General features: G+C 45.4%; 11 protein-coding genes. 9 read left to right on the top strand and 2 right to left on the bottom strand.

All coding sequences use genetic code 11. The annotated features are described in order from the left end of the window. The first annotated feature begins 431 nt into the window (after positions 1-431). Together fadI and fadJ are read left to right on the top strand one after the other, a co-directional pair. Complete coding sequence (gene fadI / locus AB4209_RS17890) at positions 432-1739, top strand: acetyl-CoA C-acyltransferase FadI (RefSeq protein ID WP_017060645.1); 1308 nt, start codon at positions 432-434, stop codon at positions 1737-1739. Further along, on the top strand, positions 1739-3955 hold the full coding sequence (gene fadJ / locus AB4209_RS17885) for a fatty acid oxidation complex subunit alpha FadJ (RefSeq protein WP_372056758.1): 2217 nt from the start codon (positions 1739-1741) through the stop codon (positions 3953-3955). The genes fadI and fadJ overlap by 1 nt, the downstream gene beginning before the upstream one ends. Before the next feature lie 303 nt (positions 3956-4258). Here fadJ and AB4209_RS17880 read toward each other — a convergent pair whose 3' ends face one another. Further along, the gene (locus tag AB4209_RS17880; protein WP_372056756.1) at positions 4259-7036 is read right to left on the bottom strand and encodes an insulinase family protein; all 2778 of its coding nucleotides are present in this window, start codon (positions 7034-7036) and stop codon (positions 4259-4261) included. Between the two features lie 305 nt (positions 7037-7341). Between AB4209_RS17880 and sixA the strand changes: the two genes are divergently transcribed. Further along, positions 7342-7806, top strand: coding sequence for a phosphohistidine phosphatase SixA (gene sixA / locus AB4209_RS17875; protein ID WP_017064097.1), 465 nt, complete (start codon positions 7342-7344; stop codon positions 7804-7806). Between the two features lie 111 nt (positions 7807-7917). Here the strand turns inward: sixA and smrB are convergent, their stop codons facing one another. Beyond that, a complete protein-coding gene (smrB, locus tag AB4209_RS17870; protein WP_017064096.1) occupies positions 7918-8448 on the bottom strand; it encodes an endonuclease SmrB in 531 nt (176 codons plus the stop codon). A gap of 62 nt (positions 8449-8510) precedes the next feature. Between smrB and prmB the strand changes: the two genes are divergently transcribed. The 6 genes from prmB to AB4209_RS17840 form a co-directional block, all read left to right on the top strand. Beyond that, the gene (gene prmB, locus AB4209_RS17865; protein WP_017060640.1) at positions 8511-9443 is read left to right on the top strand and encodes a 50S ribosomal protein L3 N(5)-glutamine methyltransferase; all 933 of its coding nucleotides are present in this window, start codon (positions 8511-8513) and stop codon (positions 9441-9443) included. 253 nt (positions 9444-9696) lie between these two features. Continuing rightward, positions 9697-10338 carry a LysE family translocator gene (locus tag AB4209_RS17860; protein WP_017060639.1) on the top strand — a complete coding sequence of 214 codons (642 nt, stop codon included), beginning with the start codon at positions 9697-9699 and terminating at the stop codon, positions 10336-10338. A 535-nt stretch (positions 10339-10873) separates the two neighbouring features. After that, a complete protein-coding gene (locus tag AB4209_RS17855) occupies positions 10874-12331 on the top strand; it encodes a protein adenylyltransferase SelO (protein ID WP_372056754.1) in 1458 nt (485 codons plus the stop codon). A gap of 159 nt (positions 12332-12490) precedes the next feature. Then, complete coding sequence (locus AB4209_RS17850) at positions 12491-13219, top strand: response regulator (RefSeq protein WP_017060637.1); 729 nt, start codon at positions 12491-12493, stop codon at positions 13217-13219. A 45-nt stretch (positions 13220-13264) separates the two neighbouring features. Further along, positions 13265-14710 carry an ATP-binding protein gene (locus AB4209_RS17845; protein ID WP_017068960.1) on the top strand — a complete coding sequence of 482 codons (1446 nt, stop codon included), beginning with the start codon at positions 13265-13267 and terminating at the stop codon, positions 14708-14710. Between the two features lie 111 nt (positions 14711-14821). Continuing rightward, the coding region (locus AB4209_RS17840) for an ABC transporter substrate-binding protein (protein WP_372056752.1) at positions 14822-15864 on the top strand (1043 nt) is incomplete at its 3' end.

The raw sequence follows: 15864 nt of genomic DNA, 5'->3' as shown, positions 1-15864 counted from the left end.
ATTGATCTACTTCAAAATCTAAGGCCTCGAACAAGCTATAGTACACCTTGTCGTCTAGTTAGTCATTCGTGGCTAGCATGTTGAGCAAGACGACACTTCCTTTTGAAGGCTGACTTTACTTTCTCCTAATCAGGAAACTGATTATTTCAATTGGCGCTAAGTTAATTGCTTTATATACATTCCGACCACACAGCTTTGTGTGGTTTTTTTTTGCCTCAAGAAAACCATTCCCTACACAGCGATAACAGTCTTTGCTTACAATAGTTTAGTCTCTTACGACAACCTTTCCCCCAAAAAGGTTCGCCTGAATGCGCAGTTATATTTTCAAACAGTGAGATACTCGTATCACGTTTATTTAAACGCTCGTTTGATTTAATTAACAACTTCTTTACAATGCTTCAGGTCAGACCTCTTAACTTTAAGGAGAAACCATGGGCAAACAGGAAGTCAAAACGCGTTCTGGAGAACGTGTTGCCGTTGTCGCTGGATTACGAACCCCATTTGCTCGTCAGAGCACAGAATTTAGCCAAGTGCCTGCGGTTGACCTAGGCAAAATGGTTGTGAGCGAAATGCTTGCAAGAACGGATGTCGATCCTGCGCTTATCGAACAAGTTGTGTTCGGCCAAGTAGTGCAAATGCCAGAAGCGCCGAACATTGCGCGTGAAATCGTGTTGGGCACAGGCATGAACATCAATACCGATGCCTACAGTGTCACACGAGCATGTGCGACCAGCTTCCAAGCGGCAGTTAACGTGACCGAAAGCATTATGGCTGGCACGATTGATATCGGTATTGCGGGCGGTGCGGACTCTTCTTCTGTATTGCCTATCGGTGTTTCGAAAAAGTTAGCGGCAAATCTATTAGCGCTGAGTAAAACGAAAACTATGGGTCAAAAGCTGAAAATTCTTAAAACACTTTCCGTAAAAGATTTGATGCCAGTACCACCTGCAGTTGCTGAATACTCGACCGGTTTATCCATGGGACAAACGGCTGAGCAAATGGCTAAGACGCATGGTATTACTCGCGAAGCTCAAGATGCACTTGCTCACCGTTCTCACTCTTTGGCTTCTCAGGCATGGAAAGAAGGCAAGATTAAAGACGAAGTGATGACGGCATTCCCGGCACCTTACAAAAAGTATCTAGCGGAAGACAACAACATTCGCCACGACTCAACGGTTGAAGGATACGCCAAGCTACGTCCTGCTTTTGATAGAAAGTACGGCAGTGTAACGGCAGCCAATGCTACGCCACTGACTGATGGCGGTGCAGCAGTGATGTTGATGCGCGAAGGTAAAGCGAAAGAACTAGGCTTAGAAGTGCTTGGTTATATTCGTGGTTATGCGTTCTCAGCGATTGGTGTTGAAACAGATATGTTGATGGGCCCGACTTACGCGACCTCACAAGTATTAAAGAACACCGGTTTAGAGTTGTCAGACCTTACACTGATCGAGATGCATGAAGCATTCGCTGCCCAAGTTTTGGCTAACGTTAAAATGTTCGCGAGCGATGAGTTTGCACAGAAGAATCTTGGCCGCGACAAAGCGATCGGTGAGATTGATATGGAGAAGTTCAACGTGCTGGGTAGCTCGATTGCTTACGGACATCCGTTTGCAGCGACTGGCGCGCGCATGATGACTCAAACATTACGTGAACTGAAACGTCGCGGTGGCGGCTTGGCATTGAACACAGCGTGTGCGGCTGGTGGTTTAGGTGCAGCAATGATCTTGGAGGTAGAATAATGTCTACGACTCTTGATGCAACAACAGAAAAAGAAACAGTCGCTCAACCAGATTCAACCTCTGCGACTGAATCAACCAAAAAGAAAGCGACAGCATTTACTCTCAATATCGATGAGCAAGATATTGCTTGGTTAGCGATTGATGTACCAAACGAGAAAATGAACACGCTGCAAGCGGCTTTTGCTGAAGAAATGAAAGCCATCTTCGAGCAACTCAAAGAAAAGCAAAGCCGAGTTAAGGGCCTAATCGTTCATTCTCTTAAGCCAGATAACTTTATCGCTGGTGCTGATGTAAGAATGCTTGATGCGTGTAAAACGGCTGACGAAGCACAGTCTCTGGCTCGCCAAGGGCAGGAGATGTTCCAAACGCTTTCTGAACTACCGTACCCAGTAGTCGCAGCGATTCACGGCCCATGTTTAGGTGGTGGTTTAGAGCTTGCACTGGCGTGTGATTACCGTGTATGTACCGATTCAGATAAGACTCGCGTTGGTCTGCCAGAAGTACAGTTAGGTCTGTTACCAGGCTCTGGCGGTACACAGCGTCTACCTCGCCTTATTGGTTTGCTGCCATCTCTTGACCTAATCCTTACGGGTAAGCAACTGCGCGCTAAGAAAGCGAAATCGCTCGGTGTTGTGGATGCTTGTGTGCCTGAAACTATCCTGCTTGAAGTCGCTAAAAGCTTTGTTGAAAAGAATACGGGCAGTAAAAAAGGTAAGCGCCTTGCGTCGAAAAGCCAAGCGTCGACCAAAGAAAAGCTGATTTCACGTAACGGCCTTGGTCGTAAAGTGATTTTTGAACAAGCTTCTAAGAAGACCAATCAGAAAACACGCGGCAATTACCCAGCAGCGGATGCGATTTTAGACGTGATTCGTTATGGCCTTGAGAACGGCTTTGATAAAGGTCTTCAGTATGAAGAGAAGCGTTTCTCAGAACTGGTTATGACTTCAGAGTCTAAAGCCCTTCGTTCGATTTTCTTTGCAACCACGGAAATGAAAAAAGAACACGGCGCAGACGCAGAACCCAAAGCGGTTAAGCGTGTTGGTGTGCTAGGCGGTGGTCTTATGGGCGCAGGCATCAGCCATGTCAGTGTTGCTAAGGCGAAAGTGCCTGTACGCATTAAAGACGTATCAAATGAAGGTGTACTGAACGCGCTTAACTACAACTTCAAGTTGTTCGATAAGCAGCGTAAGCGTCGCATTCTGAGCCGAGCGGGCCTTGAAAGTAAGATGCTTCAACTGTCTGGTGGTATCGACTTTACGAGCTTTAATCACACCGATGTGGTGATTGAAGCGGTATTTGAAGACCTCGACCTTAAGCAGTCAATGGTTGCGGACATCGAAGCCAATGCCAAGCCAGAGACTATTTTCGCGACGAATACGTCTTCATTGCCGATCCATAAGATTGCGGAGAAGGCGCAGCGACCAGAAAACGTGGTCGGTCTTCACTACTTCAGCCCAGCCGAAAAAATGCCGCTAGTAGAAGTTATCCCTCATGAAACTACGTCAGAAGAGACGATTTCTACGGTTGTTGCATTAGCGAAGAAGCAAGGTAAAACGCCGATTGTTGTGAAAGACACGGCTGGTTTTTATGTGAACCGTATTCTTGCTCCGTACATGAACGAAGCAGCGCATTTACTGCTAGCGAACGAGCCAATTGAAAAGCTCGACAGCACGTTATTGGACTTCGGTTTCCCGGTTGGTCCTATCACTTTATTAGATGAGGTGGGTGTTGATATCGGTGCGAAGATCATTCCGATTTTAGTGAATGAGCTTGGCGATCGTTTCCAAGGTCCTGATGTGTTCGATATTCTTTTGAATGACAATCGTAAAGGCCGCAAGAGTGGTAAAGGTTTCTACACTTACAAAGGCAAGAAGAAGGAAGTGGATAAGTCAGTTTACAAGCTGCTTAAGCTGCAACCAGATCCTAAGTTGAGCGATAACGATATCGCGATGCGCTGTGTGTTACCTATGCTAAACGAAGCGGTTCGTTGTCTAGACGACGGCATTATCCGCAGCCCTCGTGATGGTGATATCGGTGCGATTTTCGGTATCGGTTTCCCGCCATTCCTAGGTGGTCCGTTCCGTTATATGGATCAAATCGGCATTAAGTCACTGGTTGAGATGATGAACGATTTCGCTAAGAAGTACGGTGATCGTTTCGCGCCATGTGATGGCCTACTGACACGTGCTGGATTGGGTGAGTCTTTCTACAAGTAACTCTCTAACTCATTGATTAAGAAACCCGTATCAAGCAATTGATGCGGGCTTTTCTGTTTTATGAACGAGTGTGAAAGGAATGAGATTCCCGACTCAGTCGTTCCTCCTTCTCGGGAATGATGATTGAGAGATAAAAAGTAAGTTATTGCGTTGATTAGAAAGGTGGTCAAACACACGTCAATCAAAACTACCGTCATCTCCTAAAGCGACGAAGGAGCGTAATAGGAGATCTGCTTTTGGACTGCATCCAATAAAAAAGGTTGGTGCTTTCGCATCAACCTTATGATTTTCATTCTAGCTTTATCAGCCAAGCTCAGTATCTTTCGGGCGTAACTGAAACTCATCAATAGAGCCAATTTCAACACCTGCTGACAGCTTCTCTTCCTCATTATGAGCATTACCGTGAGCATGCATAATCAGGCGATTTGCCGTGCGTGGTTTTAGCTGGCTAACCACAAAACGCATCATGTCTGAGCGAGTTAACCCCTTAAGGTCTTCCAATACGCGCTCTCTCTGGTTGAACTCAACATCCTTATTGCCTATCGCAACCCATAAGCGCTGAGCTCGCCCTCGCAAAGTCGTATCTGGTGCCGAAATCTGATTCCAGAGACCGCGCTTACTGCTGTGCCATTGATAGTCGTTAAGCTCCAACAGCACCATGTAAAAGGCATTGAGGAACTCATCTATTGAAGCTAACAAGTCAGCAGGGGCGGCATTCGGTGATTGCACATACAACACAATACCAGGGTGTCGGTTGAGCGGCATATTGCCAGTACCGACCATGTAACCTAGCTGCTGCTTGGTTCGTATCTCATGGAAGAAAGTGGCCGACATCAAATGGTTTGCCAATGAATACAGCGCGATATTTTTAGGTGAAATATCAGGGCATTGGTAATAAACCACAATTGCTGAATCATCTTGGTTACACACCACTTCACGTTGGAAGCTGCCGTTTTCACCGAGCATGATGAGCGGACGCAGTGATTCTTCGTAAGCCTGATCTTGAACACGCAGTGCATCTTTTAGCGTTTCAGCCATCTTGTGTGCATCGGCTTTTTTCCAGTCGCCATACACAAACATCTCAACATGAAGTTCCGCCAAGATTGCTTGAACAAAAGAGGAGAGCTCATCGACCTCTATCGTTTCTAGGGCTTCAATTAACACGGAATAAGGCGGGTTATTTGGTTGAAGTATCCCAGTCATTGCATTAAACAACTGCGAAATAGGGCGGTCTTGCGACGCGTTGTTCCAGTTTCTGAGCAATTGATGCTTGATGGTTTCGAAGCGTGTTGGACTAAAGTCGCGTGCTTGGAAACGTTCAAGAATCATATTGAGCAGTTGTGGCTGTTTCTCGCTAAACCCGGACAGAGTGAGCGTTACACCGCCCTGATGGGTGTACATGTTGTAGCCCATTCCGGCGATTTCAGCCTGATACGTATCTTTTTCGAGTGAGTCTAAGAACATCTCTACACACAAGCGTGTTTTAACGATATTTCTTGGGCTAGCAACTGAGTGCGGGCTATCGATAGCGACATACACCACACCTTTAGGAACTCGAAATTGATGGTCTTGCAGGTGCCACAGCTTAAAGCCGTCGAGCTCTTCTAACAGTTGTGGGAACTTAGCGTCACCTTCCAGTTCAGTCGGGTCTAGATCGTAGCAAATAAACGGGTTTTTGCTTGGGAGTTCAAACTGCCAACCGGGGTTAATGCACGTAAAGCATTGAACTTGTTCAGCGCTAAAAGGTGTGACCGAGTAGGGAGTAAAGTACCACTTCGCTTCCCTGTCATACTCGAATCCATGAGCAACAATGGTCGCTCGCATGTTGTCTACGGTTAAGTAAGGCAGCAAAGAACGCTGTAATTCGTCATCGAAATGCGACATTTTGTAATCGCCATACACCACATCTTGCTCTTGGTAGTGCTGCATGTTGATGACGAGGTGGCTGACGACATCAAGCGGTCTTGCTGGCTCTTGAAAGCGGAAAGCAGACTCTAAAACGGCGCGTTTTTCTAGGTAGCGCCACTCTTCTATGCCTTGTTGTTCGACTAACTTGATGTACTGAAATATCGCTTGGATGATGTTATCGGTTTTGGTTAAACCTTCTATGGTCAATGAGCAACTGACTGTGAAATCACGGTAGTTACTGCCACTCGCGCCACCACCTGCAGAGAGAGATGTTATCCAGCCTTTCTCTTTGAGTTGCATCATCAAACTGCCTTCACCTTCGTAACCTAAAAGGTGGGCAAAGAACGACAAAGGCTTAACGCCGTAGTGTTCGTCCATGCTTGGCATCGGGAAGGTTAAGATCAGTTTGCGCACTTCTTTAATCGGCTCAACGCGGACTTGTACACCCGTACTTAACTCGCCGACAATCGGAACTTCAACCTTTTTGCCTTGTAGGTTGTGATTGGTGATTGAGCTAAAGCGATCCTCAACCCAGCTTTGCATCTCATCTAACGACTGATTGCCAGACAGTGTCAGTGTCATCAAGTCAGCAGAGTATTGTTGCTGGTGGAAAGCCAAGATCTCTTGTCGAATCGTCTCGCCGTTTCTGTCACCCAACGTATCGATATTACCGACAGAAAACTTCGAGAATGGGTGATTGTGATTCACCAGTTCTTTGGTAACTTGGTACAAGCGTCGTGAGTCGTCGTTGAGTTTCATCTTGTATTCGGAGTCAACGGCTTGGCGTTCTTTGTCTAACGCTTCTTCGTTGAAAAGGGGAGCGGTAAAAAATTGGCTGAAGCGATCGAGTGCGGTTTCAAAGGCATTCAATTCAACATCAAAAAAGAAGCAGGTGTGCTCTGTTCCTGTCCAAGCGTTGTTGCTACCGCCATGCTGGCTGATAAAACTTTGGAACTCTCCGACCTTTGGATACTTTTCAGTTCCCAAAAATAGCATATGCTCTAAGTAGTGAGCTAAACCCTCTCGGTCTGTAGGGTCATCAAAATGCCCCACATTGACGGCTAATGCGGCTGCTGCTTTTTGAGCATTTTGATCCTGAACTAACAGTACACGTAACCCGTTATTTAAGGTTATGTAGCGGTATTGATGTTCATCATTTGGGCTTAAGTGCACAGGAGCATCTCCAGAGAAGGTGGTTTTTAAATTATGTACCCGATGATTCGGCGTGCAAACCTTGTGATCATATTTTGGGATATGAAGTGCTTTTTGGCGATTTCTAAATCACTTTTATCGATTTTTATCAGTAATTTATTTTCTTTTAACAAGATTGTTAAGAAAGTCGAACTCTTTGGCAAGTGACTTGATATAATTATTTATATTGACTGCGGTTTCTCTGGATTGAGAGCCAAACCTAAGTAGCGTTTCGCTGATATATGGGATATATCGACTTTCGACATGTTACGAAGACAGGATTGAACATGAAAATATTCATTATGCGCCACGGTGAAGCAGAACATTTTGCCAACTCGGATGCAGAAAGAGCGTTGACCAAGCGCGGGAAAATGGCTTCTCTTGCCGTGGCACAAGCTGCAAATGAGCAGGGGATTAGTCAATTCGATAAAGTGCTGGTGAGCCCATATTTAAGGGCACAAGAAACGTGGTTAGAGATCTCTCAGGCGTTTTCTGGAAAGAAAGTAGAAACCTGTGATGATATTACGCCTTATGGAATGTCCGACGATGTGTTTGATTTGACCTTAGCAATGGCTGAAGTAGAAAAACTAGAGACCATTTTATTTGTTTCTCATTTACCTCTAGTTGGCTACCTAACTGCAGAGTTTGCAACAGGCATGGCGCCGCCTATGTTTCCCACTTCGGGCCTAGCCTGTATCGACTTCAACCTTGAGACACAAAAAGGTGAGTTGCTTTGGAACATCAATCCATAAGCTCGTTGAGCTCTGTTTGATGACAAAGTTGCAGACAATTAGAAAGGGCATCTCAATATGATTGGGATGCCCTTTGTTGTTTTTTGGTGAGAGAGAGTTTGTTAACCAGAATTACTTCTCAGGAACCGAAAGCAAGACTAACAGCGCGCCATTGCCGCCAAACTCTAACGGTGCTTGGTGGAAAGCCATCACGTCTGGGTGCTGTGCTAACCACAAAGGCACCTTCTGTTTAAGGATGTGTTTACCGATACCGTGTTGAACACAGGCACACGCCACGCTCTCTTTCACGCAGTGCGCAATCATCGCGCCAAGCTCACGTTTGGCTTCTTGTTGAGTCATACCATGCATATCGAGATACACGTCAGGCACGTAGACACCACGACGGAGGCGCTTGACCTCATATTTAGAGACATCATCACGCGCATAACGCGTCGGACCGTCTTCGCTAAGATGCGGAATGAACTCATCCGAGAAATAAAACTCGCTATCACTGGCTTGTCTTGCCGTTCGAGTAATTTCTTTTTGCTTGGCATTTCTTTTTGGCTGCTGGACTATGGTATCCTGTTGCAACTTTTTAACGCCCTTTACTGCATCGTTGAACAGGGCGAAATCGTCATCGAAGTCGGTGTCTTTTTTGCTCATCAGGTTATGAATTCTAATTAGAAACGTAATTAGCAGTATTGTAGCGCTTTTCGGAGACAATTTTGGATAAGATTTTTGTAGAAGAAGCGGTATCAGAACTACACACGCTTCAAGATGTGATTCGTTGGACTGTTAGCCGCTTTAACGCAGCGGGCCTATTTTATGGTCACGGCACTGATAACGCGTGGGATGAGGCAGTACAACTTATCTTACCTACTCTTTATCTGCCGATTGATGTTCCTTCGCATGTGATGAACTCTCGTCTAACGAGCAGCGAACGTCTACGTATTGTTGAGCGCGTAATCAAGCGTATTAATGATCGTACACCAACGGCTTACCTAACCAACAAAGCTTGGTTCTGTGGTCTTGAGTTCTTCGTTGATGAGCGCGTTCTTGTGCCTCGTTCTCCAATTGGTGAGCTGATCGAAGCTCAATTCCAACCTTGGTTAACTGAAGAGCCAACTCGCATCATGGATATGTGTACGGGTAGTGGTTGTATCGCTATTGCTTGTGCTCACGCATTCCCAGACGCTGAAGTAGATGCGATTGATATCTCTACTGACGCATTGCAAGTTGCAGAGCAGAACGTTCAAGATCACGGCATGGAGCAGCAAGTGTTCCCAATCCGTTCGGATCTTTTCCGTGATTTGCCAAAAGAGAAATACAACCTGATCGTATCTAACCCACCTTACGTGGACGAAGAAGATATGAACAGCCTGCCAGATGAGTTTACTCACGAGCCAGAACTTGGCCTAGCAGCGGGTACAGACGGTCTGAAATTGGTTCGTCGCATCTTAGCTAATGCACCAGACTACCTAACTGACGACGGTATTCTTATCTGTGAAGTTGGTAACTCAATGGTTCATATGATGGATCAGTACCCAGAGATTCCATTCACTTGGATTGAATTCTCTAACGGTGGTCATGGCGTATTCATGATCACTCGTGAGCAGCTTGTTGCTTGCGCTGATGAGTTCTCTATCTACAAAGACTAGGTTTCAATTATTAGGTTAGTGCCCCTATCTTAGGGCTGTAAGCTTAGAACCTGACATCTAGTAAGACGTTCGATTTGAAACGTTTTTATTTAAACGCCATGCAGCAATGCATGGCGTTTTTTATTGCCTAGATTAAAGATGTTTGCATTTATATCGAAGACGTTAAGCGCAATATTTAGTTGATTAATATGAGGGCTTATTACATATTGGTGTTTAATATTTAGTCGTTTTAGTGAGTTAAGGAGGATTCACGATGAGCTTTGATACATGGATTTATTATTTATTAGCGGTGCTAATTTTAACGGCATCACCAGGCCCAAGTTCTTTATTGTGCATGACCAAAGGTGTGCAATCTGGCTTTAAATTATCGATATTTACTGCCTTGGGGAGCTTAACTGCGATTACTGGTATTTTAACTTTATCGTTTACCGGGCTAGGGGTAATTATTGCTTCGTCTGAAGTGGTATTTAATGTCATAAAATGGACTGGTGCAGCTTATCTGATCTTCCTCGGTTGGAAGTCTCTGCGCTCTAGCCAACAAGATTATGACAAGTTATCGGATCAACAAGGCGGTGCTCAATCTGTCAAAGAAAGCGCTGCGCAGCATTACTTAAGTGGCTTTATTGTTGGCGCGAGTAACCCCAAAGCTATCTTGTTTTTTACTGCACTTTTCCCACAGTTTATTGATCCCTCAATTGCGCTATTACCACAGTTTACCGTGTTTGCTTTTACCTTCGCAGTGATGGAATTGTCTTGGTTATTGGTGTATGCCTACTTGGGGGCGAAGTCGTCAAATTGGTTGTTTGCGAAAGGTCGAGCCAAGGTCTTTAATCGTGTCACTGGAGGTGTCTTTATTGGGGCTGGCGCACTGCTTTCGACGACCAGTCGAGCATAACTTTCTGTTTTATCAGAGAGGTGAATGGTTACAGAATATTCTTGATGCTGTCATAAAAGGTTAATATTAATGTGCTTGCTGCTTTTGGCGAAAAGCCGATATATTGTAGTTACACCATCACGTTCTCAAGGAGAGACATATGCAGCATCAAGAAATGATTCAACACAGTAACTTTGGCGTAATCAGTCGTACTTGGATTTTCTCTACCCTTTCTCTAGTGGGTATTCTTGCTCTAATGTAGTCAGCTTCATGGCTCTATAGTTTTAGTTTTTATTATGAAATCACTTGTTAAAAAGTCTTCAAAGTCAGAACTCTTTCTCTTATAAATGTGGCTTTTCTCATCAGGCTAGCCACTTAACTTTTTCTTAGTCATCTTCTTCTAGCAAGCATCCCCCAGTAATTTACTCCTAGTCACCACTTTCTTCTTGTGGAATGGTTTATCACCTTACCTCTATAAACAAGCGCCATCGCACTTCTGAAGTTGTTACGAAACTGTGATAATCTTAAGTTATCTTTTATCTACAGTGTATCTCTCATGTCTGTCTGGGATTCTATTTCATTTAACAATCGATTTACTGCATTACCTCGACTGTTCTATACCCCAATTCAACCTACGCCGCTCAGCAATGTCCAATGGCTCGCATGGAACCATAAGCTTGCGGATGAACTCGGTTTTTTGTCATTTGATGATGCTTCCGAGGAATTGCTTGAAACGTTATCTGGCAATGTTGAACCTGAGCAGTTTTCGCCTGTAGCAATGAAATACGCAGGCCACCAGTTTGGTTCTTATAACCCGGATTTAGGTGATGGAAGAGGGCTGTTATTAGCTCAAATTGTCGCGAAAAGTGGCGAAACGTTCGATTTACACCTTAAAGGTGCCGGTAAAACGCCCTATTCACGTATGGGCGATGGACGCGCTGTTATTCGATCAACCGTTCGTGAGTACTTATGTAGCGAAGCGATGGCAGGGCTCAATATCCCAACCACTCGCGCGTTGGCTATGATGACCAGCGACACACCGGTATATCGAGAGAAGCAAGAGTGGGGCGCATTGTTGGTGCGTGCTGCCGAATCACACATCCGTTTCGGTCACTTTGAACATCTGTTTTATACCAATCAGTTGGCTGAGCATAAGTTGCTGGCCGATAAAGTCATTGAATGGCACTTCCCTGAGTGTCTCGATGAAGAGAAACCCTACGCTGCTATGTTTAATCAGATTGTTGACCGTACCGCGGAGATGATTGCGTTGTGGCAAGCGAATGGTTTTGCTCATGGCGTGATGAACACCGATAACATGTCGATCATCGGGCAAACTTTCGATTATGGTCCGTTCGCGTTTCTTGATGAATATGACCCAAGATTGATCTGTAATCACTCGGATTACCAAGGTCGTTATGCTTTTAACCAGCAGCCAAGAATAGGGCTTTGGAACCTGTCGGCACTGGCTCACTCACTTTCTCCGCTGGTGGATAAGGCCGACTTAGAGGCGGCTTTAGAGCAGTACGAACCGCAAATGAACGGTTACTTTAGTCAGATGATGCGTCGTAAGTTGGGGCTACTTTCGAAACAAGAAGGTGACAGTCGTTTGTTTGAATCTATGTTCGAGCTGATGTCGCAAAACAAAGTCGACTACCCAAGATTTTTTAGAACGTTGTCGAATTTGGATACCTTGCAGCCGCAAGAAGTGATTGATTTGGTTATCGACCGAGAGGCAGCAAAGCTGTGGGTAGATAACTACTTACAACGCTGTGAACTGGAAGAGAGCTCAGTGGCAGAGCGCTGCGAAAAGATGAGGCAGGCAAACCCGAAATTCATCCTCAGAAACTACCTAGCTCAACTGGCGATAGACAAAGCAGAGCGCGGTGATAGCAGCGACATTGATGCTTTGATGGTGGTACTGGCAGACCCTTACGCGGAACACCCGGATTATGAGCACCTTGCGGCTTTACCTCCTGAGTGGGGTAAAGCCATGGAGATCAGCTGCTCTTCATAACCAACCAATAGCGGATTAAGCCCTAAAGATTCAGATAGAGGTCACTAAGTTGTGATCTTTATCTGTTTGTTCTTCTAACTTTACAAACATGTCAATAATCAAACAATCGGCCAGCCTATACACTATGTGAATAAGTTGTAAATTTAATAGGTTTGGGCGATGCCAACAAATACTCGAATTCTCGTGGTGGATGATGATCAAGAAATCCGCGAGCTGCTGGAAGAGTACCTCACAAAATCTGGTTTCGATGTTTCTTCTGTGGGAGACGGTGTTGAACTAGAAGCTCATCTGCAAAACCAAGGTTATCCAGATCTGATTCTGCTTGATGTGATGCTACCCGGTGACGATGGTTTTACCTTGTGTCAACGCGTCCGTAAGCAATCGAATGTGCCTATCATCATGCTGACTGCCGTATCGGATGAAACCGACCAAATTATCGGCTTAGAAATTGGTGCTGATGATTACATTGCCAAGCCGTTTAGCCCTCGTCAGTTAATGGCGCGTATCAAAGCGTTGTTGCGCCGCGTTCAAGTGGTGGATGACAAGACAAGTGATGCATTGCCAAAACAGATTGTTTTTGGTGATTGGACGCTTGATACGTTAGCGCATCGAATTTCCCACAATGAAAACTCGGAAGAGATGGATTTGTCGGGCAGTGATTTTTCTCTGTTGATGTTGTTCTTAACTCGCCCTAACGAAGTTCTCGACCGTGACACTATCTCATTCGCGACCAGAGGCCGTGAAGCGTTGCCTTTTGAGCGAGGCATTGATGTGCAGCTTAGTCGTCTGAGAAGCCGATTGGGCGACAGTGGCAAGTATCCTCACTACATCAAAACCATGCGCGGTAATGGCTATATCCTCGCTGTGCCTGTTCAGTATGAACACTGATAATCAAGTGATGTTAATGAGCACCTCGGCAATGAAGTATTTCCTATGAACGGGTTGAGTCGGTTAAAGCCAAACTCTTTGGTTGCCAGAACATTGTTACTGACCTTGTTAGCTGTGGTGATAGCTCAAGGTATCGCAACGTCTATTTGGTATAGCGAATCCAAACACAAAGAACTGGAGGGGATTCGTTCTGCCTCTTCAAGCATGGCCAATATGTTTGCCTCGACGGTGACTTTCTTCCAGTCTCTGCCCGTTAAATATCGCCATATCGTGTTGGATCAAATCCGCAATATGGGCGGTACGCGCTTCTTCGTTTCTTTCAATAAAGAGGCGTTGATTGTCGAACCGATCCCTGATACCCGTTTAAAAACCGCCTCGATTGAAGCGATAGAAAGTGTTTTGAGTAGCAAGCTCAATAAAGTCGAATCAGTGCGGGTTGATTTCTCTCGCCCTGAGCATCTTCGTTTGCTTAAAAATGACATCTACTTGAGCGATCTCCCACGATCGTGGGCACATCATACTTTAACCTTAGAACCTCTTAACCCTCCTATTCTGGTTGTTCAGATAGAATTAGCCAGTCATGAATGGGTGTATATCGCCGCGTTGTTGCCTGCGCCTTACGTCAAACTCGACGATACGATTCTCGGCAGAGAACAGGTGATCTTCTTAGTTTCCTCGACCCTCATTCTTTTGGTTTTGACTTACTTGATGATTCGTCGGCAAGTACGCCCTCTTAAAAAATTAGCAAGAGCGGCCAACGAGATGAGTATGGATATTCAGCAGCCGCCACTTAACGAAGAGGGGGCTACTGAGCTGGTGACGGCGACCCGAGCGTTTAATCGAATGCAGCAACGGATTCGTCGCTATGTTGCCGACCGTGAGCACCTTTTCTCTGCAATCTCACATGATTTAAAGACACCAATAACACGGCTTAGATTGCGTGCAGAGTTGTTGGAGAGTGAAGTAAAGAAAGACAAATTCAACAAAGATCTCGATGAGCTTGAGATGATGGTTAAAGGTGCTTTGCAAGCGGTAAGAGACACAGATCTACACGAGAATAATGCCATTATTGACCTCAACGAAATGGTACTTGCAGTGATTGAATCTCATAACCAGTATCAGACAAAGGTTGAGTTCGAGCCGGTCGTCATTGAGCCATTGGTCGCTAAACCACTGGCGATAAAGCGTGTACTCACCAACTTAATCGACAACGCGGTTAAGTATGGTTCCTCAGCAGTTGTTGAAATCAGCGGTGATGATCTTTGGGTGGTCGTGACCATTCAAGACCGTGGTCTCGGTATTCCAGAAGACAAGCTAGAGTTAGTTTTTGAACCTTACTTTAGGTTAGCAACGGATGATCAAGGACACGGTCTTGGCCTCGGGATCTGCCGAAATATCCTACACGGACACGGCGGAGATCTCATTATTCGTAACTCCCCTCAAGGCGGCTTAGAAGCTAAAGTCTATATTCCACGCGGCCTAGAAGTTTAATGTAACAATTGTGTTACATTGAGCTTACCTTTTGTTTCAATCTTACAAATCAGAATAAGTAGACTCTGTATTGAACCGGACGTCGAGTCCGCTAAAACATGGAAGATAATAATGAAAATCAATAAAACCCTACTTACTCTATCTCTTCTTGCTGCCTCAACATTTTCTCAAGCTGGTGAAGTGGAAGTGCTTCACTGGTGGACTGCCGGTGGCGAAGCGAAATCCGCAGCTGTACTGAAAGAGATGATTGAAGAACAAGGCCATACTTGGAAAGATTTCGCTGTTGCTGGTGGCGGCGGTGAAAGTGCGATGACTGTTTTGAAAACTCGAGCAGTGTCGGGCAATCCTCCATCTGCGGCGCAGATTAAAGGTCATGATATTCAAGAGTGGGGTGGTTTAGGTTTTCTAACGTCTCTCGATGCAACTGCGAAACAAGAAAAATGGGATGAGCTACTGCCAGAAGTGGTCACTAAAGTGATGAAGTGGGATGGCGAATATGTCGCAGTTCCTGTCAACGTTCACCGTGTTAACTGGCTTTGGGCGAACCCTGTTGTTTTAGAAAAATCAGGCGTGACGGTTCCAACTACGTTAGATGAGTTCTTTGTTGCCGCAGACAAGATTAAAGCGGCTGGCTTCATTCCACTGGCTCACGGTGGTCAACCTTGGCAAGACGCGACGGTATTCGAAGCGGTGGCACTTGATGTGCTAGGCAGTGAAGACTACAACAAAGCGTTCGTTGACCTGGATATGGACGTGTTATCTGGCGACAAAATGGTGGAAGTGTTCACCAAGTTCAAAAAGATGCGTGATTACATCGACAGCAACTCTCCGGGTCGTGATTGGAACGTAGCAACTTCGATGGTTATCAATGGCGAAGCGGCAATGCAGATCATGGGTGACTGGGCGAAAGGTGAATTTACTGCGGCAGGCAAAGTACCGGGTAAAGATTACATCTGTGCACCAGCACCGGGCACTGATGGCCAATTCACTTTCAACATCGATAGCTTTGCGTTCTTTGAGCTGAGTGACAAAGAGAACCAAAAAGCGCAGCAAGACCTAGCGAAAACCATTCTTACCAAAGATTTCCAAGAAGTCTTCAACCTTAACAAGGGTTCTATCCCTGTACGTCTAGATATGTCGGATAGGCGGCACCT

Source organism: Vibrio sp. 10N.286.48.C11 (assembly GCF_041469805.1).
GTDB classification, from domain to species: Bacteria; Pseudomonadota; Gammaproteobacteria; order Enterobacterales; family Vibrionaceae; genus Vibrio; species Vibrio crassostreae_C.
Note: the sequence above shows the minus strand (reverse complement) of the source record. Positions and strands in the feature narration are given on the sequence as shown.